Source organism: Lacinutrix neustonica, from assembly GCF_026625145.1.
GTDB classification, from domain to species: domain Bacteria; phylum Bacteroidota; class Bacteroidia; order Flavobacteriales; family Flavobacteriaceae; genus Lacinutrix; species Lacinutrix neustonica.
The window spans coordinates 985,945-1,007,010 of record NZ_CP113088.1 but is presented as its reverse complement, the minus strand read 5'-3'; the positions used below and the strand labels follow the sequence as shown (position 1 = coordinate 1,007,010).

Here is a 21,066-nt window from a genome sequence, read left to right as displayed (position 1 = left end):
AGTAGGCAAGAACTTAGCAATAAATTATTCTACTTAGTTTAAAAGCAGGAAATGTTAAAAAGCTTAATTATATGAGTCAATTGAGAACAGACACTGTAGCCTCGCCAAAAATTAGAACCTTATGAAATTCGATTTAACACTTCAAGTATTTGCAGATCAAATTAAAGTAGACTTTTCAAATATATTATTTTAAGAGGAAAAGCAAAGAGACGTAACAAGCAAAAGGTTCTAATACTTAGTATTAGAACCTTTTGCTTGTTGGAATAATCAAGGGATTAATTAAGTTTCCAAACTTGATTATCTACGGATGTAACTTGGGTGGTTATGGTAGTTCCTCCTATAGCATATAACGATCCACCCAATGCTACAAAATTATAATTTCTTGCAGCAATTGGTGTTGTTTGCATGGTTGCTGGACTCCAATCTATACCATTTTCAGACTCATAAAAAGTAGTAGAACTTGAAATATTACTTGGTGGAGGTGTGATCAGAATTAATTTATCACCAAGTTTTACAGTCTTAATAGAAGTGTATCCTCTCTCTGCTGTCATCCAAGTTGTTTCATTATTCCAAGTGATACCATCAGAACTTGTATATAATGTAATCGAATTTTCGCCGCTATCAGCAGAAGGTTCTAGAGCAATAAGGTTATTATTTATAGCGGTAACCAAAAAACTATATTTTGATTCAAAACCATGGTTAGCAGTTTCTAAGATCCAATTTAAACCATCAATACTGCTATAAGTTGCGCGTTCATCAGATAATTCAACAGCACTTGCATTATATCCTGCTACTCTATATAGTTTTCCGTTATACACAGTCATTAGTGCATTATTGTATTGACTGAATGGTGTTGTTTCAGTCTCTTCTACCCAAGTTACTCCATCAACTGAACTAAATATTTTTGAGGAAACAAAACCATCAAATATACCTCCGTATAGCCGGAGTTTATTATTGAAAGTTATTAACTTATGTCCATAAACAGTTCCATTAAGTGCACCTTCATAAGTCCAAGTGATACCGTCAGTACTAGACCAAATATCATCAAGTGCTATATCTCCTGCATCTTTTCCTCCAACGATCCAAAGTTTGTCATTAAAAGCAGCCGCAGATGCATTAATTCTTTTTGGGTAGTCTGCATTTTCAGTTAATTGCACAGTAGTTATTAATTCTGTAACAAAGGATTGTATTTCGCTTTCGGCAACTATTGCTCCTTGAATATTCGCTTGTACCTTCCAGTAGTAAGTGGTTGCATTCATTAGTACATTACTAACGTCAACGGTAAACGTTGGATTGACACTTTGTATTTCTGATGCTACTAATGGGATGTTACCTTGCTCAGTACCAATAAAAATTGAATAATTTACCGTCTGTTCACTGTCGTAGGCTTCCCATGCAAATTCAGGTAGAACTTGTACAAGGGTTCCGTCTGCTTCTGGAGAGGTTAAGATAATACGATTTAAAGTTGGTGCGTTTCCGCCTTGATCGTCATCCTTACTACAAGAAAGAATGAGTAAAAAGCTACAAAATATTGCTGTGAAATTTAAAAGTTTCATTTGGAATGATTTAAGGTTTAATAGCTTGGTGCTATTACAAAGCTAATAAATTCTTAATAAAATCAAAATCTGTAATGTTCAATACCTTTATTCATACAAACTGGATGTTTAGAATGCATTTTCCTTATAACTATCACAAACTAAAATTTTGGGTGCTCTACCAATTAGAAAATCTTTCTAAAAGCTTAAACCAACTTTGTTTTAAAAGCTGTCTTCTCCTTAAATTTAGCTGTAGTTTAAAAGGTTCTGAATACCGTCTGATTACTTTGTCATTTCTGTACATAATGTTTAAAATTATGTAGCCTTATTTCAGGACGGGTCAAAATTAACCACAACGGTATTCTATAAGAAAAGTAGCAGGTTTTAAATGCCACACTTTTCGGATAGATGAAAGATAATAAAAAAGTGCAAACCAAACGGCTTGCACTAATTTTGCTATTTTTTATATACGTTGTTGTAGCCAGTACTTATTCTGCTTTTAGGTAGGCTTCTTTCAGTAATTCTTTTAATTCAGAGTCTATTTGGCTTATGTCAGTTAATCTAACTCTATGCGTACACATTGTTCCAAAAGATCCGTAATTTTCAAGACGTTCGGTTATTAATTTATCCTTAAGTTTTAACCCTAAATCAATTCGTGATTTGGTAGCAGGTTTTATTACGGCAAACTTTCTTTTTCTATCCAAACTTACTTCTGTCTTCTTGGGTGTAATTTTCACATCGCTTCCAAATTTTTTAACTAATGAGATTAAACTTTCAAAAATTGGTAATAAATTTTCCTTGCCCTTGTATTGTTCTGCAACCAAATTTTTATCATTGGATTTTTCTTCTTTTGATAACGACACAATAGTGTTAGCAAATCCGTGTGTTACATTATGTTCTTTTTTTAAATAATTTACAGCCTCACTATGCTTCACGAACGTTTTTGATTTAAGTAAAGATTTCCACTCCGTTAGTGATTTGCCTGTTTTTTCAGGCATATTGTCAATCATTGTTTGTAATGCTTTGTCCATAGTTTAATACTTTGCACTTGGTTCCCCTGTTTCTAAATAGGACATTAAATTTAAGTAAGATTGTTCATTACCTTGGATAAAAAACTTCATCAATGACATATACTTTTCATTGTTTTTATATCCAATTCCATAAGAGGTAACCTTTGTTTTTGTGGAACTTACTTCTTCGAAAAGAATTACATTGTACAAGTCTTTTTCATCGGCTTTCATAAATTCAGGAAAATTCTTTGTCAATTCAGCCTGAAGCGTTAACATCCGTTTTGGGATATAATTTAGTATGTGAAGCGTAATGGTAGATTCATCTCCAATTTTTCCAGCTTTATTATAATTGGTTTTGATAATTCCGTTGTTTTTAAAATCTATTTCTGCGATTGCTGTTGCCCAACTTTCCCAACCTTTTTTAGTTGTATAAGCATTCCATACGGAATCTAAAGCTACATTGACAATAAATGACTGTTTTAAAACCATATTATCAACTTTCGAAGAATCAATAACAGATGTAATTCTGTTTTCAGTATTTCCAGTTGTTTGAGCAACTAAAACAAAAGGAAAATATAGAAACAATAATGTGTATAATACTTTTTTCATAATAGTAAAACTGATAAAACACAAAGTACCATAAAAAAATACTAATGAGATAGTAAAAAATTAACCTTTCTTGTCCAAAGGAAAGAAATTCGGTTCGTCTTTATGGAAGTCAGAATTAATAAACTCTTGAGGATTAAAGCCGAGAAAACTCTTTAAATTCCTTAATGAAATGAGATTGGTCTGAATACCCAAATTCGTAGGCGATGTCTACCCATTTTAATTGATTTTTGTTCTGAATTTGCTTAAGTATTTCGTTGAACCTGAAAATTCTATGGAATGCCTTTGGTGTCAATCCAAAATAGGTTTTGAATTGATTAATTAGATGTTTTTGAGAAAGAGGATAAGAAGCTATGATTTTATTGCTTTCTGAAATTGGCTTTGTATATAATTGAGATAATACATTTAGAAGTTCAGCACTCGCTGTCTTGGTTATATCAAATTTAGTGTTCAACCAATTTTCTACACATTTAAATTTTTCTGAAGGATTTTCTGCATTTAAAATTACTTGTCTCAATTCTAAAATCTCGTTGCCAAAGAAATCTTGTGCATCTATTACTTTGTTGTTAAATTGATTGATTGGTGTGTCAAAAAATGGGAATGCACCATTCGTTTTAAATTGAATTACGAGCATTTCGGAATCTTGGTGTGCCGAAATAGAGAGAAAATCTTTGTGCATTCCGAGAAATCCATACATTTTTAAAAGTTCCGTTGGGTTTTAATGTATCTCTATCGAAGGTATAATATTCAAACCCATCCAATTCGAATATGATAAAAACGTGTCCTGTTGGCACTAAACGTTCGATTGAATGGTCTCGGCTTAAAATCCTTGTAATAAAATATAGTTTCAATATAGTCTACAAGCGGTTTTTCTAATATGTGAGTTTCAAATATCACTGTTTATTCGTATTGGCTACAACGTTTGTGTATAAGAAAAGTAGCGGGTTTTACCCACTAATTCTTCGGTTTATAACTGACCTTTAATTTATTCATTTTGTTTCGATTAAGAGATTAAACCGCTATTTTTTATACACGTTGTTCTATGCAGTTATTCATCTCCAAATTTTCCATCCATTTCCTCTAAAATCAATTTTGGGTCAAATCCATAACCATCTTTGAAAACTAACTCTACATTTCGTATATTTTCTGTAACATCTCCTTTAATAATTACAAAGTCTGCCTTTTTTCCTTTCTCAATTGTTCCAATTTCGGGTTTGGAAAGAATTTGTGCCCCATTACTTGTCATAACTTTGATAGCTTCCTCGGTTGTTAATCCTGCTTCCTTTAATAATTCAAAATTTCGTTGGTCTCCAAAGCCTGGAACTACATGTCTTCCTGCATCAACTCCTGCTGTTAATGTTCCTCCCATTTTAAAAAATTGGTGCTCAAATTCCATTATTCGTTTCAGTCTTTTTTCTCTAATATTATCATTTGATTTTTGAGTATCGAAATCATTTCTTCTCTCACGATATTGTGACTTTAAAAATGACGACATTACTTTTAACGTGCGTTCCTCTGCAAAGGCTCTATTTGGAACGCTTGCCTCATAAATCGCTAAGGTCGAAGTCAAAAAGACATTATTATCAATCATTAGCTGTTGAAGCTGTTTAACCTCTTTGCTATTAATAGTCAACTCGTCCATATATTCTCTTGAGCCATCACAAATGCCCATTGTCTTGTTTTTTCTAAAATCACTTGTGCTATTCAAACCGTGTTCTATTCCGTCAATCCCTAAATTTGTAGCCTGTTCAAAGGTGATTGAACACAAATGTCCTGTTACTTTTGCATTCCGTTTATGCGCCTCGTTGATGATAATTTTCAAGTCGCTTGGTGTTGTATGGCGATAAACTTTAAACCACCTTACTCCTCTTTCTGTCCAATATTGAATTGTGTCTTTAATGTGGTTTTCATTGCGTGGAATAATCATATTTGGATTACCTCCCTTTCCCGTAAAATAAGGCCCACTTGTTATTATATTGGGCCCAATGAATTTGCCTTGCTCTATTCTTTTTGACAATTCGATTTCCTGTTGTGGTGAAGCTGAACCACAAGTTTGGATAGTTGTTACTCCTGAAGCCAAGTAAAGTTTTGATGCCGTTTCTCCTACAAATGGGAATCTTGGAATATGAAGATGATTGTGAACTCCTACAATTCCGGGAATAATTGTTTTTCCTTTTAAGTCGATTATAGTGGCTCCCTTTGGTAGGTCAATTTCCGATTTTTTTACAATTGCTTGAAAATAGCCATTTACAATAATCAACGTTTGGTTTTCATTAGCTGGATTTCCTTTCCCATCAAAAACAGTTGCATTAATTAAAGCAAGAACATCAGATTTATACTTTACATATTTCAGAATATTTTTATCTAATTCAGTTCGTTCTCGTTTAGAGCTTTTATCCGATTTCAAAGCTATGAATTCAGATTTAGAATTTTGTTTACAACCAAGAATGGTTATTAATAAAAGTATGAATGCTAAATGTTTCAAGAGGTGTTTTTTTAATTGCATAGAACGTTGATGTGTATCTTGGAAAGTTGCGTGTTTGTGTGCGAGGAATTTCCGAAGGAAATTCAGACGCAGCAAACACGCAACGACCTTAAGTTTAGCCTAAAATAGCAATTTTTTATATACGGTGTTGTGTACAGTTTTTTATTTTTTCAGTTCAATAAATTCAGTTTTTTCACAAGAAACAATGGCAAAGATTGAATTCTGTATGTTGAAATCACAAGTGGTTTCAGACTTGTCGGTTTTCCATATTCAAATTCCAGTTTTAATTCAGATTCTAAATATTCAAAAATTCGGTCATTGCATTTTATTTCTCCCTCAAACCAATTAGTCCAACCAAACAGTATTTTTTTAAACCCTTTTCTTAATATCAAAAAATCGTCATCAATTCCAGCGTCAAATCCGTAATATTTGGCAGTAACTATCCAACCTCTTTTTCTTAATTCAGAGATTATTTCATTCCACTTTTCAGTTTTGATATTTATTGCAGTTTTTCTCAAGTTCAATTCAACGTTTTTTTCCTTCTTTTAAGTTAGTTGAGTAATTGTACACAACGGTCTCGGCTATGAGTAGTTGCGTGGTTTAGCGATTAACTTTGCAAGTACACACCAAGTTGGAAATTCCGCAGGAATTTCCAAAGTATGCGAGAACAAGCAATTACTTATAGCCATTGTTGTAGGTAGTTTTTTTATTTATTAATATATATGCAATCAGTCCAATTCCGATGATAGTCATTCCAACTATTCCGATTTTCAGTCCTAACATTGGATTGTCATATAATTTATCATTAAACAAACCAAAAATTAAAGAAATCAATCTTGTTGGTAAAAATGCTAAACTACTTAAAATTGCTAAATATTTTGGATTAGAATATTTTGTCAAAATCGAGTGGATTATTGGTGCAATATGAATTTCCGAAATTGCAAGAAAAAGTAATGAAATCAAATAAGTTACTGTATGCTGTTCAGTCGGTACTTCGGAATTAAGAATAATATTCCGAATGATATTACTCCAAAAACAAACCCAAGCATTAATTTAAAGAACTGACTGCTGTAAAAGTAAGTCCACAAAATAATTGCAATTATACTAATAGGTAAAATGAAAATAGAGTTGATTGATTGCCATAAATGATTTGGGATACCTAAAGTTGATATTTCACTCAATTGTAACTGTAAATCAAAAGTCCGAATGCTTGATAATTCGTAAAATCCCCAAAATAAACCAACAACAATAAATGCAATTAAGATGTTTAAAATTCTTTTACCTATTGGAAACTCATTTTTCTCAATTTCATCCATCCCTTTTTCTTTTGAAAGAATGATAGGAATTATTGAGATTAACATTAATATTCCGGATATTACAAATCCGATATTGTAGCCATATGTTTCTCCTAAATATCCAATTAGTAAAATCCCCAGGAAAGAACCCAAATTTATTGCGAGATAGAATATCGTAAATCCTGAATCTAATAGTTTAGTCTTATTCAGATATGTTTTTCCGAAATTTGAGATGATATTTGGTGTGAAAAATCCGCTACCTAAAACGACAAGAAATAAACCTAAATAAAGTCCAGTTGTGGAAGGAATGCATAAACTGAAAGCTCCGATTGCTTGAATAATTCCACCAATTATAATTGTTTTTTTATTTCCAATAAGTAAGTCTCCAAAAAGACCTCCGATAATTTGAGAGAAAACTAACGAACCTACAAGCCAACCGTAAATCGTTAAGGCTTCAGTTCTTTCCATATTCAATGTTTCTCCTACCATATAAAGAACCACAAGAGCACGAAATCCATAATAAGATGCTCTTTCCAACATTCGTGAAATAGAGTAGTAGAGAGTTTCTTTTGTGTGTTTCTGATCTTGAATTTTTTCCATTCAGTTTATTGGGTTGGTAAATTACCTACAACGTTGTTGTATAAGATTAGTTGCGTGTTTTAAGCACTAAAGATAACAAACAAATCACAGATAGAAAGTCCGCGAGGACTTTCGTAAGTAGGCTAAAACCAGCAATTAATTATACACGTTGTTGTGTGTTCGTTTTTTTTGTCAGATTAATATATTACTAACTTTTAAAAATGTTAGTTCAGAGTTCTCTAAAAATTCTTTCAGTTCAGTGTTTTTATCAGCATTCTCGTTAGTTAATTCAAAGAGATATACTCGTGCATTAACAGTTTTAGGAAACATTAACCAAAACCGAAACCTTTTAACTTTTGGTGAGTCAGACAGAAATTCAAGTTCCTCCAAATTCGATATTGTTAGATTATCGCCTCTACTCATTTCGTAAAATACTCTTTCAGAAACAGAAAGAGAATCAAGTTCTTTGTCAGATTTTCGAGGTTCAGTTGAGAATCCGCTAAACAATTGAGGATATAAAAGACCTTTTTTAAAAATCAGTTTTAATGATTTATCTAATCCATATATTTTGAACGATTTATTGTCATAAAACAATTGAATTTCATCTATTTCTTCAATTTCATTAATTGCTATTTCCGTTATATCATTAGAAAATGTTTCGTAAAATTGTTTCTCGTATTTTGTTTTAAAAAATTCTTGAGCCCAATAATTTTCTTGTTCTCCTTGATTTTTAAAAGGTGGTTTTAATTCAGTACTTTTTTTGGTATTAACTTGTTCAAGATTGCTTTGAGATTTGCAACCAATTGAGAAAGTCAGAAGTAACATTATTGTAAATAATTTCATTTTCTTCGATTTAGTTTCTCAAATGTTATTTAATATTATTAATCAAAAAAGTCAAAATGAGTGAACTGTGATTTTCGTTGAGTGACGATGTTCTCAAAATGACACACAACGTTACGTGTAAGGTAAGTACGGGTTAGTGTGCGGGGATTTTCCGTAGGAAAATCCGAAGCAAGCTAACACGAACAGCCTTTAGGTTAAGCCATAAAAGTAGTATTTATTTTACACATTGTTACCAACCGTTATTTTATTTTTCTCCATATGGTTTTGCAGCTCCGCAGAGTTTTGTTTTACGTGCTACTATTGATTTTATCTTTTGTGCGTTACGATTTGCCGTTTGCTATATAAATCCGTCGTAAGAGTTGCGTTTTTCTAAGGTCAGAAAATGCTTGAGTAATCATTTTTTAATCTTTTACGCATACAGTTTTGCCGCAACGTAAAAGAGTCCGTCGCAACAGTGTCGCGTTGTGTTTTTATCCGAAATCGGTTGAGTAAGTAGGAGAGAAGCATTGTTTTTTTACTTTTAAACCACTTTTAAGCAACTTTAGGATTTTTTTTCGAGCCGAGTGGGCATGTGGGCTAACGGTTCGTGTAAAGTAAGTACGTGTTTGATTGCGGGGATTTTCCGTAGGAAAATCGGAAGCAAGCAAACACGAACTGCCTTTAGGTTAAGCCATAAAAGTAGTATTTATTTTACACATTGTTAGCCCACGTTATTTTATTTTTCTCCATATGGCTTTGCAGCTCCGCAGAGTTTAGTTTTATGTGCTACTATTGATTTTATTTTTTGTGCGTTACGATTTGCCGTTTGCTATATAAATCCGTCGTAAGTGTTGCGTTTTGCTAAGGTCAGAAAATGCTTGAGTAATCATTTTTTAATCTTTTACCCATACAGTTTTGCCGCAACGTAAAAGAGTCCGTCGCAACAGTGTCGCGTTGTGTTTTATCCGAAATAGGTTGAGTGAGCACATGAGAAGTGTTGTTTTTTTATTTTTAAACCACTTTTAAGCAACTAATTTAGTAAACTTAAACGTACCGGAGAAAATTCCGAAGGAATTTTCCAAATAAGCACTTGCCAAAGCAATTAATTATACACCGTGTTGTGTGTAGTTTTTATTTTTCAATTTCTTTTATAGGATTCGTCATTAGCCCAACAATTTTAGAAACTACATACTTGGCAACTACTGTTCCACCTTCGTGACCATTACCTTTCATTCCTATTTTAATTTTATCTTTGTGGTATTTTCTTAATGCATCATTAATAATCCACATTTTAGCTTTTCCTGAAGTTGGAACAGGACTATTTTTTTGAGTAATGACTTGTCCATTCTCATCCATAAATTCAGGCCAAATCATAAAAAGCTGGTCTTTATGTTTCCCATTATATTCTTACCAAAAATCCCAACGAATTCCTTGATAAGGAAGTGTTTTTCTGCCACCTTCTGATTGCGTTAAAATGCGATATTCTACCTCAAAATCGTGAGAGTATCCAATTTGTTTATCGTAAGGTTTATGATTTTCCATTTATTCGAATTCAGTGTTATGGAATACTAATAGTTTGTCTGTAAAAAAAATGATTTCTTTTTTCTCTTTTAGTTTAAAGTCAATTAATATAATCAGTCCAAAAATAACAACTACAATTGGTAAAATCCAATTTCCTTTAATCAACGAAATTATTGAAATCAAAATTCCGAGTGTGAGTAAAAATTTCACTGCAATATTCAATGGTGATTTAAAGTCAAATTTCAAATCGTAATTTTTTCCGTCATTTGAAATTCCGATTATTCTATGGTTGTTAGGAAAACGATTCCGCATTAATTCGAACTTTTTAGTTCCGACATAACCATTGTAAAATCCGTTCACAATTAGGTTGTTCAGAATCTTTAAATTTTTATCACTTTTGGTTATCGTTTGTCTCATTTCTCAAATTACACACAACGGTTCGTGTATGATAAGTTGCGTAGTTTGAGTGCGGGGATTTTCCGTAGGAAAATCAGAAGCAAGCAAACAAGCAACTACCATTGTGCTAGCCCAAATTAGCAATTTTTTATACACCTTGTTAGCCCACGTTATTTTATTTCATCACAGTTGGAACTCCAGTTTCGCAAAGTATTGTTTTAAAGATAGCTATTGATTTTATATTTTGAAGGTTAAGATATGCCGTTTATAATAGCAATCCGTCGTAAGAGTTGCGTTTTGCTAAGGTCAGAAAACGCTTGAGTAATCATTTTTTAATCTTTTACGCATACAGTTTTGCCGCAACGTAAATCAGTCCGTCGCAACAGTGTCGCGTTGTGTTTTATCCGAAATAGGTTGAGTGAGCAGGTGAGAAGTGTTGTTTTTTTACTTTTAAGCAACTTTAGGATTTTTTTTCGAGCCGAGTGGGCATGTGGGCTAACGTTCTTGTGTATGGAACGTAGCGTTTAAAAAGGTAATAATTTCGCTTATAAAACAGAGCTAAATTTTTAATTTTGTTTTTAACTTGTCAAACGTAAAAGCCAAATTAAAAATTTGGCGGACTTAGTAAATAAATAGAAACTTCTCGCAAAGCCTGATTTAGTTATGTTTTATACACGGTGTTAGCAACAGTATTTTATTTCGGATATTTAACTTTTTCTCCTTTTGATATAAAAACTAAAGCATCAAAATGTTTAAACCAATTGGTTTTATTTTCTTCAAGATTAAACATTCCTTCATATTCTTTTTCCTCATATTCTGAATTTTCAATAATTATTTGCTTTGAGTCAATAAAATAATTTTTTTCAGTTGAAGGCAAAAAGTGTAAAAGGTTTTCCTTGTCATTACTAGATTTCTCTATCCATTTAGCTTTTCTATAAGGCATATGTATTGATGAAATAGCAATGTGATAAGAAATGTCAGGATTTATATTCACGAATTGACTTCCCATCGTTTGACCTTTCATAAATTCGTATTCATATTTTGCCATATGTGCATTTGCCAACCATACAATGAATTTTGTTTCAGGCATTGTTTTGACTAAAAAATTTAGGTTTTTAGCCATTTGGCTATCTCTAATTGGTATGCCCTTTTTACTGCTTTTATGAGTTGAATTTATAATAATGTCGCTTTTGTAGCTTTTTAAAATTTGAGACCAAAGCTCATTTTTAATTACTGTCTCATTTTTTAATAGTTTTTCAACTTCATTGATTAAGTATTCCAAACTTGATTTGTCAAGAACTTTGTTTGCCTTTTTTCTGTTTTTGATATAAGTTTCAGTTGTTTCGATAAAGTCTTCTTCAAAATTGACAGAGTTATCTTTTAGAAATTCAGTCAGTTTATTTGTGAAATTGGTCCAAGTATAACGAGAACCCATTTGATTATCAAAGCCCCAAATAGTAACATTATGTTCTTTTAAAAATTCAAATAGTTCTTTACATTGGATCGAACGAGACCAAAAAGAATATAAATTAATTTTGCTGTGGTCAAAATAAAGCCCAAAAAAATCAGCTTCAAAAGCGATGTCTTTATATCCTTTTTCTAAAACTAAATATTTTACAAATTCAGTTTTAGCTAAAAAATCCGAACCAATGTGATGTTCAGCTTCTCCCAAAAAGACAACTTTTTTGTCAGTTAAATTTATGTCTAAAATATCTTTAATATCTTCAGTTAAAAGATTATCCATTGAGTTCAATTCGTAAATGTTCTGTTCAATTTGAGCAAATATTGAATTGAGGCTAAAGACCAAAAAAATGAATAAGATAATTTTTTTCATAAGAGCTTATTTGATTCAAAGTCAAAAGAAGGTAGATTTAATTCTAAAAGTGTTAAATATGTTTTAATTATGAAAACTTTAATTAATTGAATCAGCGTGAGTTTATATTGTTGCTAACGTATTTGTGTATGATTTTTTGCGGGAAAAGGACGCGAGTCATTTTCCGTTGTTGCGGAAAGATAATTAATAAGATTGAATTTCCGGTGAGGAAATTCAGCCGCAATTAATTATACACCTTGTTGTGCTTAGTACTTTTTTGGTTTTATGATATCACCTTCTTTATTAATATATAAATAGTCACTGAATCCTTTAGGAAGATATACTCCGGCAATATTACCTTTGAAATGTTCAACTTCTTTAAACTGCGGTTTAACTTTTATCTCGCCCTTTATGTTCATAAAACCATATTTGATTTGAGTTAAACTTTCTCCTCTTTTATAAAAAGGAATCATTCCATTTGAGACCTCACCTAAAAAAAAGTCCTTGCTAATTTTGAAAAGAATGTTTCCTTTTTTGTCTATATAACCTACTTCGTTTTTGGTGGAGAATCGTGCAACTCCCTCTTTAAAACTAATCAAGGTCTCAAACATGCTGTTAGGTTTAATCACAACATCTCCATTTTTGTTAACATATCCATAGCCTTTTCCTTCTTCATAGAATATTGCTAAACCTTCACTAAAGTTGTCACAAGTGTATGAGGATTTTATTTCAAGAATCTCTTCTCCTTCTTTGTTTAAAAACTTAGTCTTATATCCGGAGTCTTTTACTGCAGCAAGTCCATTGGAAAAATTAGTAGCCAAGTAATATTTTGGTTCTATCTTGTATTTTCCTGATTTATTGATGTAACCAAAATCAGAGCCATTCTTTGAAACTAAAGCGAGACCGTTTTCGAAATTACTTGCAGTTTTATATTGTGGGCTTATAACAACATTTCCTTTAGTGTCTATATAGCCAAAACCATTTTTTGTTTTTACAATTGATAAACCTTCATAGAACTTATTAAGTTTATAATACTGTTCCAGTTTAATATCAATCATTTCTCCTTTTGTATTGATATAAATTTCTTTATCCTCCTTTGTTGTAACAATGGCTATGCCATCTTTGAACTTTCCTGCATCTTCAAAATAGGGAGGTATTACAAATTGCCCTGTATTGTTAATATATCCATAAAAACCCTTTTCTCTAATAGCTGCTAAACCTTCAGAAAAATCTAGTGCATAATAAAATTTAGGCTCAATAATCACGTCCCCAACAGAATTTATATATCCGTATTTCCCATTATTCATTTTGATGGGATATAAGTCATCTTGTTTATTTTGGGAGTTACAACTAATAATAAACAAGATTGAGAATACAAATATTATAATTTTTTTCATTATGTTTTTTTAAGTATGTCTTGCCCTGAAATATGGCTACAGTTTAAAATTGATTTTATGCGGTTAATTTATAGACCATATTTGGTGTTTTGAAGTCTAAAGATAAATGTAATCTTATTTCATTGTATAGATTAATTGCATTTTTTGCTACTGCTTTAGCGTGTGGTACGTTAGCAAAGGTCTGGTCGAGATAAAACTCATCTTTTAAGATCCCATTTACCCTTTCTGCCATTGCGTTTTCGTAACAATGATTTTCTTCTGTCATACTAATATCTATCTTTTTTCTTTTGAGTATTTGCGTGTAAACATTGCTACAATACTGTATTCCTCTATCGGAATGATGTATGAGCCCTTCAATATTTTTAGCTTGGTAAATAGCCTTATTAAGCGCTCTCACGCATCCTTTTAGTTCCGGACTATCACTAAGATCATATCCTACAATTTTACGAGAATACATATCTGTTATTAAAGCCAAATAGCAAAACCCTTTTACTGTTCTTATGTAGGTTCTGTCTGATGCCCAAACTTGGTTAGGTCTTGTAATCTCTATACCTTTAATACTGTTTTTGTACTTATAAAAACGATGATGTGAGTTTGTAGTCTTCATACTATATTTTTTTCTAAGTGTTAACATTTTATGCTCTCTAAGAATCTTATTTAATGAGTCTCGTCCCACTTTTACTTGTTGTTTTTCAAAGTCTTTTTTTAAGGATTTTGTTAGCTTAAGCACACCTTCTCTTGGAAGGGATTTACGTCTTTTCTTTACTATGTTTATAACTTGCTGTTCTATTTCTTTACGCTTGTCTGCTCTATTTTTGTACTTATAATAGGCATCACGTTTAAGGCCAAAACAATGGGTTATAGCCTGTAAAGAAGCAAATCCCTTAGATTTCTTTTTAGCTATGATTAAGGCTTTATACTTAGCTTTTTTTTTAGATCAACCACAGATTTATAGCCTAGATCTTCAGCAGCTACTTCCAGGTAAGAATCCAGTACCATAGCATCGAGATCCTTTTTTAGCAGCAACTTTTTAAGCTGTTCATTCTCTTTTTGAAGTGCTTTAATTCTAGATATTTCGTCTTTAGTTTCCACTTTTACTCCGGTATTCATTAAGTCTTTACGATTGTACTTTTTAATCCATTCATTGACCGTTGTAGGTGCAATAGAGTAGAGTTTGCAAAGTTCGCTTTTTGTGTGTTTTCCGATTGTAAGTTCGGCTAAAATTTTTAATTTAAAAGGTTCTGAGTACCGTCTGATTACTTTGTCATTTCTATACATAATGTTTAAAATTATGTAGCCTTATTTCAGGACGGGTCAAAATGGTGTACAACGGTCTCGGCTATGAGTAGTTGCGTGGTTTAGCGGTTAATTTAGCAAGTACACGCCAAACTGAAAATCCGCAAGGATTTTCAGAAGTAGGTGAGAACAAGCAATTACTTATAGCCATTGTTGTGCGTAGTTTTTAATTTAAATTTTGTTCACTAATATATTCAGCTGTAATTTTTCCAACTTCCTCCGAATGTTCCCCATACCAAATAAAATGCTCTGCATTAGATATCTTATGTAGTACGATATCATTATTTAAAGCTTTCATTTTATTGTAGAATGTTTCTGCTGTTGAATAAGGACAGTTTCGGTCATTTTCTCCGTGTATTAAAAGGAATTTAGTATTTGTTTTTTTTGTCAATTCATTAGGCGAAATTCCGTTAACTAAATTCTTTTCTTGGTTATATTCTTTAATCCAATTGCTACTACGTGTTGTTAAATCATAAACTGCTGCGTTAGCAACGACAAAATTTGGAATGGCACTAATATCCGGATTATCTGAAGGCTCATTCCAATCATCTACAAGAACGGTTGAAATGCTTAAATGACCACCAGCTGAATTTCCTGTTGCCAAAATTTTATTTTCGTCTATGTTCAATCTATCAGAATTTTCTCGCAACCATCTAATGGCAGATTTTGCATCTTTTACAGCATCAAAAGGATAAGTTCCGTGTCTACCTTTAATTCTATATTCAACTGCTGTGGCAACCCATCCCATTTCCGTATATTGTTTTGCAGTTTCAAAAAACCAATCTGGTTTTCCCTGTGACCAACTTCCGCCGTGGAAATATACTATAGTTGGTCGCTTCCCTTTAAAAGTACTGTCAGGTTGGAAAATATGCATTTCGAGATTAAAGCCATCTACTTTCTTATATATTTCGATAGTATGTGATGCTCTGTTGGTAATGTGTGAATTATAGATACTGCTAATATTTTTTACACTTTCACTATTATCCTTGCAAGAGATTGTAAATTCATTATAAATAGAATCAATGTTTTTAACACCCAAATTATCTATATGGTTGTAGATATATTCTCCTTTCCATAAACATTTGATATACTGATTTGAAAAACTAGAGTCAACCGCATTTAAATCAGCTAATAGTTGTTGATTATCTTTTCTATTGTAAATATTGTTTTCAAGATATTTTTTTGATTGTATCGATAAATATGATTTAATATAGTTCTTAAAGTATTTATTTTCATAAGCCTTTATATCATTTATTTTCTGAAGATTATGAGAAACCCTTAATTCATTTGCTTTAGATGTTTTAATCTTTTTGCCTGTAAATTCATAGTGTAGCTGAGGATATTCTAGAAGATATTTATCAAACAAATATGTAAAATTCATAACTTCTTCATTTAGCGTTGACTTATCAAGTTTATCTTCATATTTTGCCAAATGAGAGGTAAATATGTTTTGTAAAGAATCAATTTTGGATGTGAATTCTGATTCTTCCAACACGTGAAGTTTGTAAAAATTGTTTCCGATATATTTGATAACTGGTGTTCCTAATTCTTCCTGTTCTTTGAGAAAGGTTTCCTTAACAGTTTCAGTATTTGACACTTGAGCTTTGCAACTTTGAATTATAATTAATAATAAAAGAAAGAAGTAGTTTAATTTCATTTTTTTTGATTTTTTCTATAAGACTTTGTTTTATTTGAAATGTTACAGGAAATTACGCACAACGTCTCTGTATATGGCTCGTAGCGTGCAAATTATGAAATTACTTTCGGATTAAGCACAAGCCGATTTTTTAATTTTTCTTATTATCTTTTTTTCTCAATAAGCCAAATTAAAAAATTTGGCGGACTCGCAAATATACCTTAACTTCGATTAAGCAACTAACTAGCTATGAGCTATATACGTTGTTAGCAAACGTTATTTTATCAGTTCAGCTAATTCAGTCGGATTTATTTTCTTTGCTCCAAATTCTTGGTTTAAGATATTCATATTATTTAAACTCAAAACAGAATTCGTTCCAGCTTTTTTTGCATTATCATTTGTACAAAAATAATCTCCATTAATAGCCGGATGAGAAGCTAATGAATCTCCATCAGCCCATTCTGCAACTGCATTCGCAATAACTGAATTTTCAGAGTCTCGGTGCTTTTCCAACTCCTTTGAACCAACTATTTGTATCATATTTATAACCAATTTGTTGAATGTCATAAATTCCAGCTTTTAAGTTTTTAATTCTATCACATATTGAAAAAACTTTGTCAAGTTCTTGTTGGGTCATTTTAAATCTCAAATCATTAACATCTTTATTTGTAACTCCACCAATTCTTGGTAAATTAATAATCTTAAAACCTAAATTCACAGCGTCTGTTAGGTGTTCTTTTAAAAATTCATTATTTCCAGGATGAGCATCTGGATTTGGTCCAATTGTGAAGGACATTTTTATTGCTCCATTTTCTTCAGTTACGTTAGTTTTGAAATTAGCCTTATATTCTCGAAAGAAATCTTTACGATTCTTCTTTTGTATTCCTTCAAGAGTAAATATAGTTTCTGAAATAAATGCTTCTATTTGTCCGGAGTCAATGGCTTTTCGTATTTGTTTATAATCTTCTATTATTGGGTCTTTTGGGAAATTATTTGGTGAAGCTACTTTTCTCCAAACGTTTGAATCAAATGTTATTTTCATAAAGTTTGGTTTTAATGTTTGCTAACGGTTCGTGTAAGGTAAGTACGGGTTAGTGTGCGGGGATTTTCCGTAGGAAAATCCGAAGCAAGCTAACACGAACAACCTTTAGGTTAAGCCATAAAAGTAGTATTTATTTTACACATTGTTAGCCCACGTTATTTTATTTTTCTCCATATGGCTTTGCAGCTCCGCAGAGTTTTGTTTTACGTGCTACTATTGATTTTATCTTTTGTGCGTTACGATTTGCCGTTTGCTATATAAATCCGCCGCAAGAGTTGCGTTTTACTGATGTCAGAAAAGGATTGAGTATGATATTTTATTTCACATACAGTTTTGCCGAAACGTTAAAGAGTCCGTCTCAACAGTGTCGCGTTGTGTTTTATCCGAAATAGGTTGAGTGAGCAGGTGAGAAGCGTTGTTTTTTTTATTTTTAAATCACTTTTAAGCAACTTTAGAATTTTTTTTCGAGCCGAGTGGGCATGTGGGCTAACGTACCGGCTATGCGTAGTGCGGGATTTCAAGGCACTCCACTGTCCGATTACCGAAAAGTTTGTTTAATGTAATTAATTTCATATTAGCACTTTCACCCGCATTACGTATAGCCAATGTTGGCGGTATGTGCTTTTTATTTTCTCTTTGGATATTCATAAATATTAGTTACTTGTCTATAATTTTTAAGTCTTTCTCTTACATTCTCAAGATTATCTGAGGTGTCCACAAGTTGAACATAGTAATGTTGTGGATTATTCTCATCTCCGACTTCTCCATTGTTTCGTTCAATTATTTCTTTCACTTGTTTTAAGTCTGTTCCATTCTTAAATTTCAATGATATTGCTGCTTGGTGGTCAATTGTCCCACCACCGAAACTTTGCATTGGAAATGAAATTTCTGATTGTTCAATTATCGTTGCAACTGTCATAATACTGTCAACAATTTCATTAATCTTTTTTGTTGCATCTTTTGCATTGTCGTCCTGTTCTCCTTGCCATTTACTACGGTCAACCAATTCTTTAATTGGAGTTGTTTGAAGATATGTGAAACCTAAAGTTGTGTGGTGGTTAGATACTCCATCCATAAAAAACAAATGAAGTCCGCTGTTGTCAAAGGCTTTTAATATGTCTTTGGGTTCAATAGTTACGGGAATTTGGAGATTATAAATGTAATGTGTCGGTTTGGCTTCAAGTTGTTTGATATACCCCTTCATTTTTGATTGCATCTTGCTGTTACTCCGCAAAAATTCTTCACACTCTTGATTAAATGGGATATCGTCTATTTGGTCGTCAGGACTTACCCAAAATTGAATTGCATAGTGATAACCACAAGCGTGTCCATAGGTTTTGTTGTCAAGAAAAAGTCGTTCGTTGTCTGTTATTTCTTTTGTGTCAGTTATTAGTAAAGCTGCGTTTGGTTTGTAAATATTTGAACGATTAAAAAAGGCATTCTTAACAACAATATATTTCGTCTTCCCTGTCGTAAAAGGAATTCGCTGTCTGCTAAATGCGAACAAAAGTCCGACTATCAATGTCAAACTTGTAAATGTCAATATGATTTTGGTTCGTGTTTTCATTGCATTATCGCCAACGGTCTCGTATAACCGTCAGTTACGGGTTAATATGCGTTGCTTTTCGGTTTAGTACAGACGTTAGCAATTCCGCGTGGATTCGGACGTAGTCGAATCCGCCGTAATTGCGGTTATACATTGTTGTACACAGTACTTTTTTTATTTTATCATTTCTTTCCATTTGTCAGATTCCGCAAACTCTTTTACAATTCGGTTTCTTTCAGTTAGTAATTCAGTCATATATTTTTTCAGAAACAGCTTGTCCGCTAACTTTCCTAAAATTCCAAAAGGCGATTTGTAATCAAAAAAGTCGGTCATCAAAGTTCCGCCATTCGATTCCGAAAAATGATGTTCGTGTTTAAATTCCGCAAACGCTCCTTTAACCATTTCATCCGCAAAGTATTTTGGTCGGTCATATTCCGTTATTTTGGAAGTCAGTTTTTGATAAATTCCAAAGTGCTTTGCTCGCCAAGTTACGCTTTCATTCATTCCAATTAATCCGCTTGTTTTTCCTGCGATTGCTTCTTCATTAGTTTGTTCAGTCGATATTTTATGCAAATCGATACTTCGTGACAAGTCAAACACGATATTTCTATCAGCTTTTATTTCAGTTTGAAGTTCGATTCTTGGCATTTTTGGGGTATTGTGTACAACGTTGTTGTATAAGATTAGTGGCGTGTTTAAGCACCTAATTTAGTAAATAAACACGAGATAGAAAATCCGTAAGGATTTTCGTAAGTAGGCGAGAAATAGCCATTAATTTTATACGGTGTTAGCTACAGTTTTTATTTGTCTTTTTATCAGTTTGTCAATTCGTCTTTTGTTTTCTTGCTGTAATAATGAAGGATATAAATTCATTAAAGTATTTACGACCATTATTATCAGTCCGAATAATAAGTTGTGAGTAAAACTTTTATAGACGGCAAAAAAAGTGACGAAAATAAATCCAATCAGATGGCTTATTTCCGCAAGAGTCATTTCTTTTCGTATTTCAGTCAATTCAACTTGTTTGTTTCCAAGTTTTATTTTTTGATTAAAGAATTTGAAAAAGGTGTTTTTCACAACCCATTTAAAATATCCAATTCCGATTTTTTTATTCGTGTTCTTACTCACAATAAAGTTCAGATTTGACAATTTTTCGTAATATTCCGTTTTCACGAGTATACTATTCAAAATCATTCCCACAATCCAAGATATAAAGGAAATTGATATTCCAAATGTCAAATATTTAATCATAAATTTTCTTGTTCTGTCAAATTGTAGCTAACGTTTATGTATAAGATTAGTGGCGTGTTTTAGCACCTAATTTAGCAAATAAACACCGAGATAGAAAATCCGCTAGGATTTTCGTAAGTAGGCGAGAACTAGCCATTAATTTTATACGGTGTTAGCCACCGTAATTTATTTTTTTTAGATAACTTTTCAGATTGTCAGAAACCTCAAATGGATAATCATAATACATAGCACAATCATCCTTTTTTAATTCCTTGTTATTTTTATCGGTCAGAGAATAATTCCGCTCAATTCTATTGAAATCAGAATTATAATATTCAGTTATTTTTTCATAAGCAACTCCGTCAGTACACATACTGTTAAAGAAATTTGTGTTTCTTTGAAACGCAATAGTTTTATCTTTTATGTCAAAATAGTGCAAGTATTCAATATACCAATCTCCGCTTTCGCTTGTTGGAAATTCGCCAATTAGTACAATATTCCCGTTTTTATTTTTCCAAATATTGTATGTTGTTTCTATAGTTTCCCGCCAATTTTCATTAAGCACTATTGTTAATTTTTCTTTATTGGGTTCTTTAGTTAAAACTTCTAATGTCAGTTTGTTTTGGGATTGTAAAGTGTCAACAATTATTTTTTGACTTTTTAACCTTTCCAAAATGTCAGTTTCAGGAAGTAATTCAGTTGAGCGATTAACTTTATCTTCTTTTATGTCTTTGAGTAAATCACTCGTTATTTTTTTCGTTTCGCCTTTTTGTTGACAAGAAACAAATATGAATATTAACAATATGTATTTTAGGTTTCTCATTTTCCCTTATGGTGGCTAACGTTGATGGGTATGG

23 protein-coding genes are annotated in these 21,066 nt (G+C 32.1%); all 23 read right to left on the bottom strand.

Annotation, left to right across the window (positions count from 1 at the left end; all coding sequences use genetic code 11):
• Positions 1-275: 275 nt before the first annotated feature.
• Complete coding sequence (locus N7U66_RS05510) at positions 276-1,556, bottom strand: Kelch repeat-containing protein (RefSeq protein ID WP_267677660.1); 1,281 nt, start codon at positions 1,554-1,556, stop codon at positions 276-278.
• 467 nt (positions 1,557-2,023) lie between these two features.
• Positions 2,024-2,566, bottom strand: coding sequence for a DUF4287 domain-containing protein (locus N7U66_RS05505; protein WP_267677596.1), 543 nt, complete (start codon positions 2,564-2,566; stop codon positions 2,024-2,026).
• A 3-nt stretch (positions 2,567-2,569) separates the two neighbouring features.
• Positions 2,570-3,154 carry an SRPBCC domain-containing protein gene (locus tag N7U66_RS05500; RefSeq protein WP_267677595.1) on the bottom strand — a complete coding sequence of 195 codons (585 nt, stop codon included), beginning with the start codon at positions 3,152-3,154 and terminating at the stop codon, positions 2,570-2,572.
• 133 nt (positions 3,155-3,287) lie between these two features.
• Positions 3,288-3,848, bottom strand: coding sequence for a helix-turn-helix domain-containing protein (locus tag N7U66_RS05495; protein WP_267677659.1), 561 nt, complete (start codon positions 3,846-3,848; stop codon positions 3,288-3,290).
• Between the two features lie 351 nt (positions 3,849-4,199).
• Complete coding sequence (locus N7U66_RS05490) at positions 4,200-5,636, bottom strand: amidohydrolase family protein (protein ID WP_267677658.1); 1,437 nt, start codon at positions 5,634-5,636, stop codon at positions 4,200-4,202.
• A 170-nt stretch (positions 5,637-5,806) separates the two neighbouring features.
• The gene (locus N7U66_RS05485) at positions 5,807-6,154 is read right to left on the bottom strand and encodes a hypothetical protein (protein WP_267677656.1); all 348 of its coding nucleotides are present in this window, start codon (positions 6,152-6,154) and stop codon (positions 5,807-5,809) included.
• A gap of 157 nt (positions 6,155-6,311) precedes the next feature.
• On the bottom strand, positions 6,312-6,536 hold the full coding sequence (locus N7U66_RS05480; protein ID WP_267677655.1) for a hypothetical protein: 225 nt from the start codon (positions 6,534-6,536) through the stop codon (positions 6,312-6,314).
• A gap of 68 nt (positions 6,537-6,604) precedes the next feature.
• Complete coding sequence (locus N7U66_RS05475) at positions 6,605-7,531, bottom strand: POT-type proton-dependent oligopeptide transporter (protein WP_267677654.1); 927 nt, start codon at positions 7,529-7,531, stop codon at positions 6,605-6,607.
• Positions 7,532-7,702: 171 nt separating this feature from the next.
• Positions 7,703-8,353, bottom strand: coding sequence for a hypothetical protein (locus N7U66_RS05470; protein ID WP_267677653.1), 651 nt, complete (start codon positions 8,351-8,353; stop codon positions 7,703-7,705).
• A gap of 1,110 nt (positions 8,354-9,463) precedes the next feature.
• On the bottom strand, positions 9,464-9,706 hold the full coding sequence (locus tag N7U66_RS05465; RefSeq protein ID WP_267676744.1) for a hypothetical protein: 243 nt from the start codon (positions 9,704-9,706) through the stop codon (positions 9,464-9,466).
• 33 nt (positions 9,707-9,739) lie between these two features.
• A complete protein-coding gene (locus N7U66_RS05460) occupies positions 9,740-9,874 on the bottom strand; it encodes a hypothetical protein (RefSeq protein ID WP_267676745.1) in 135 nt (44 codons plus the stop codon).
• Positions 9,875-10,270: a hypothetical protein gene (locus N7U66_RS05455; RefSeq protein ID WP_267677652.1), complete on the bottom strand. Its 396-nt coding sequence runs from the start codon at positions 10,268-10,270 to the stop codon at positions 9,875-9,877.
• 673 nt (positions 10,271-10,943) lie between these two features.
• Positions 10,944-12,083, bottom strand: a complete 1,140-nt coding sequence (locus N7U66_RS05450; protein ID WP_267677651.1) for an erythromycin esterase family protein — start codon at positions 12,081-12,083, stop codon at positions 10,944-10,946.
• A gap of 245 nt (positions 12,084-12,328) precedes the next feature.
• A complete protein-coding gene (locus tag N7U66_RS05445; RefSeq protein WP_267677650.1) occupies positions 12,329-13,459 on the bottom strand; it encodes a WG repeat-containing protein in 1,131 nt (376 codons plus the stop codon).
• 55 nt (positions 13,460-13,514) lie between these two features.
• Complete coding sequence (locus N7U66_RS05440; protein WP_267678482.1) at positions 13,515-14,363, bottom strand: IS3 family transposase; 849 nt, start codon at positions 14,361-14,363, stop codon at positions 13,515-13,517.
• Between the two features lie 2 nt (positions 14,364-14,365).
• Positions 14,366-14,737: a transposase gene (locus tag N7U66_RS05435; protein WP_267676733.1), complete on the bottom strand. Its 372-nt coding sequence runs from the start codon at positions 14,735-14,737 to the stop codon at positions 14,366-14,368.
• Between the two features lie 184 nt (positions 14,738-14,921).
• Complete coding sequence (locus N7U66_RS05430; protein ID WP_267677649.1) at positions 14,922-16,412, bottom strand: alpha/beta hydrolase family protein; 1,491 nt, start codon at positions 16,410-16,412, stop codon at positions 14,922-14,924.
• 255 nt (positions 16,413-16,667) lie between these two features.
• Complete coding sequence (locus N7U66_RS05425; protein WP_267677648.1) at positions 16,668-16,904, bottom strand: hypothetical protein; 237 nt, start codon at positions 16,902-16,904, stop codon at positions 16,668-16,670.
• Positions 16,882-17,433 carry a hypothetical protein gene (locus N7U66_RS05420; protein WP_267677647.1) on the bottom strand — a complete coding sequence of 184 codons (552 nt, stop codon included), beginning with the start codon at positions 17,431-17,433 and terminating at the stop codon, positions 16,882-16,884. The genes N7U66_RS05425 and N7U66_RS05420 overlap by 23 nt, the downstream gene beginning before the upstream one ends.
• A gap of 625 nt (positions 17,434-18,058) precedes the next feature.
• The gene (locus N7U66_RS05415) at positions 18,059-19,000 is read right to left on the bottom strand and encodes a hypothetical protein (RefSeq protein WP_267677646.1); all 942 of its coding nucleotides are present in this window, start codon (positions 18,998-19,000) and stop codon (positions 18,059-18,061) included.
• Between the two features lie 153 nt (positions 19,001-19,153).
• Complete coding sequence (locus tag N7U66_RS05410) at positions 19,154-19,627, bottom strand: SRPBCC family protein (protein ID WP_267677501.1); 474 nt, start codon at positions 19,625-19,627, stop codon at positions 19,154-19,156.
• Between the two features lie 129 nt (positions 19,628-19,756).
• Positions 19,757-20,173, bottom strand: a complete 417-nt coding sequence (locus N7U66_RS05405) for a glycosyl-4,4'-diaponeurosporenoate acyltransferase CrtO family protein (RefSeq protein WP_267678481.1) — start codon at positions 20,171-20,173, stop codon at positions 19,757-19,759.
• Positions 20,174-20,381: 208 nt separating this feature from the next.
• Positions 20,382-21,032: a hypothetical protein gene (locus tag N7U66_RS05400; protein WP_267677645.1), complete on the bottom strand. Its 651-nt coding sequence runs from the start codon at positions 21,030-21,032 to the stop codon at positions 20,382-20,384.
• Positions 21,033-21,066 lie beyond the last annotated feature (34 nt).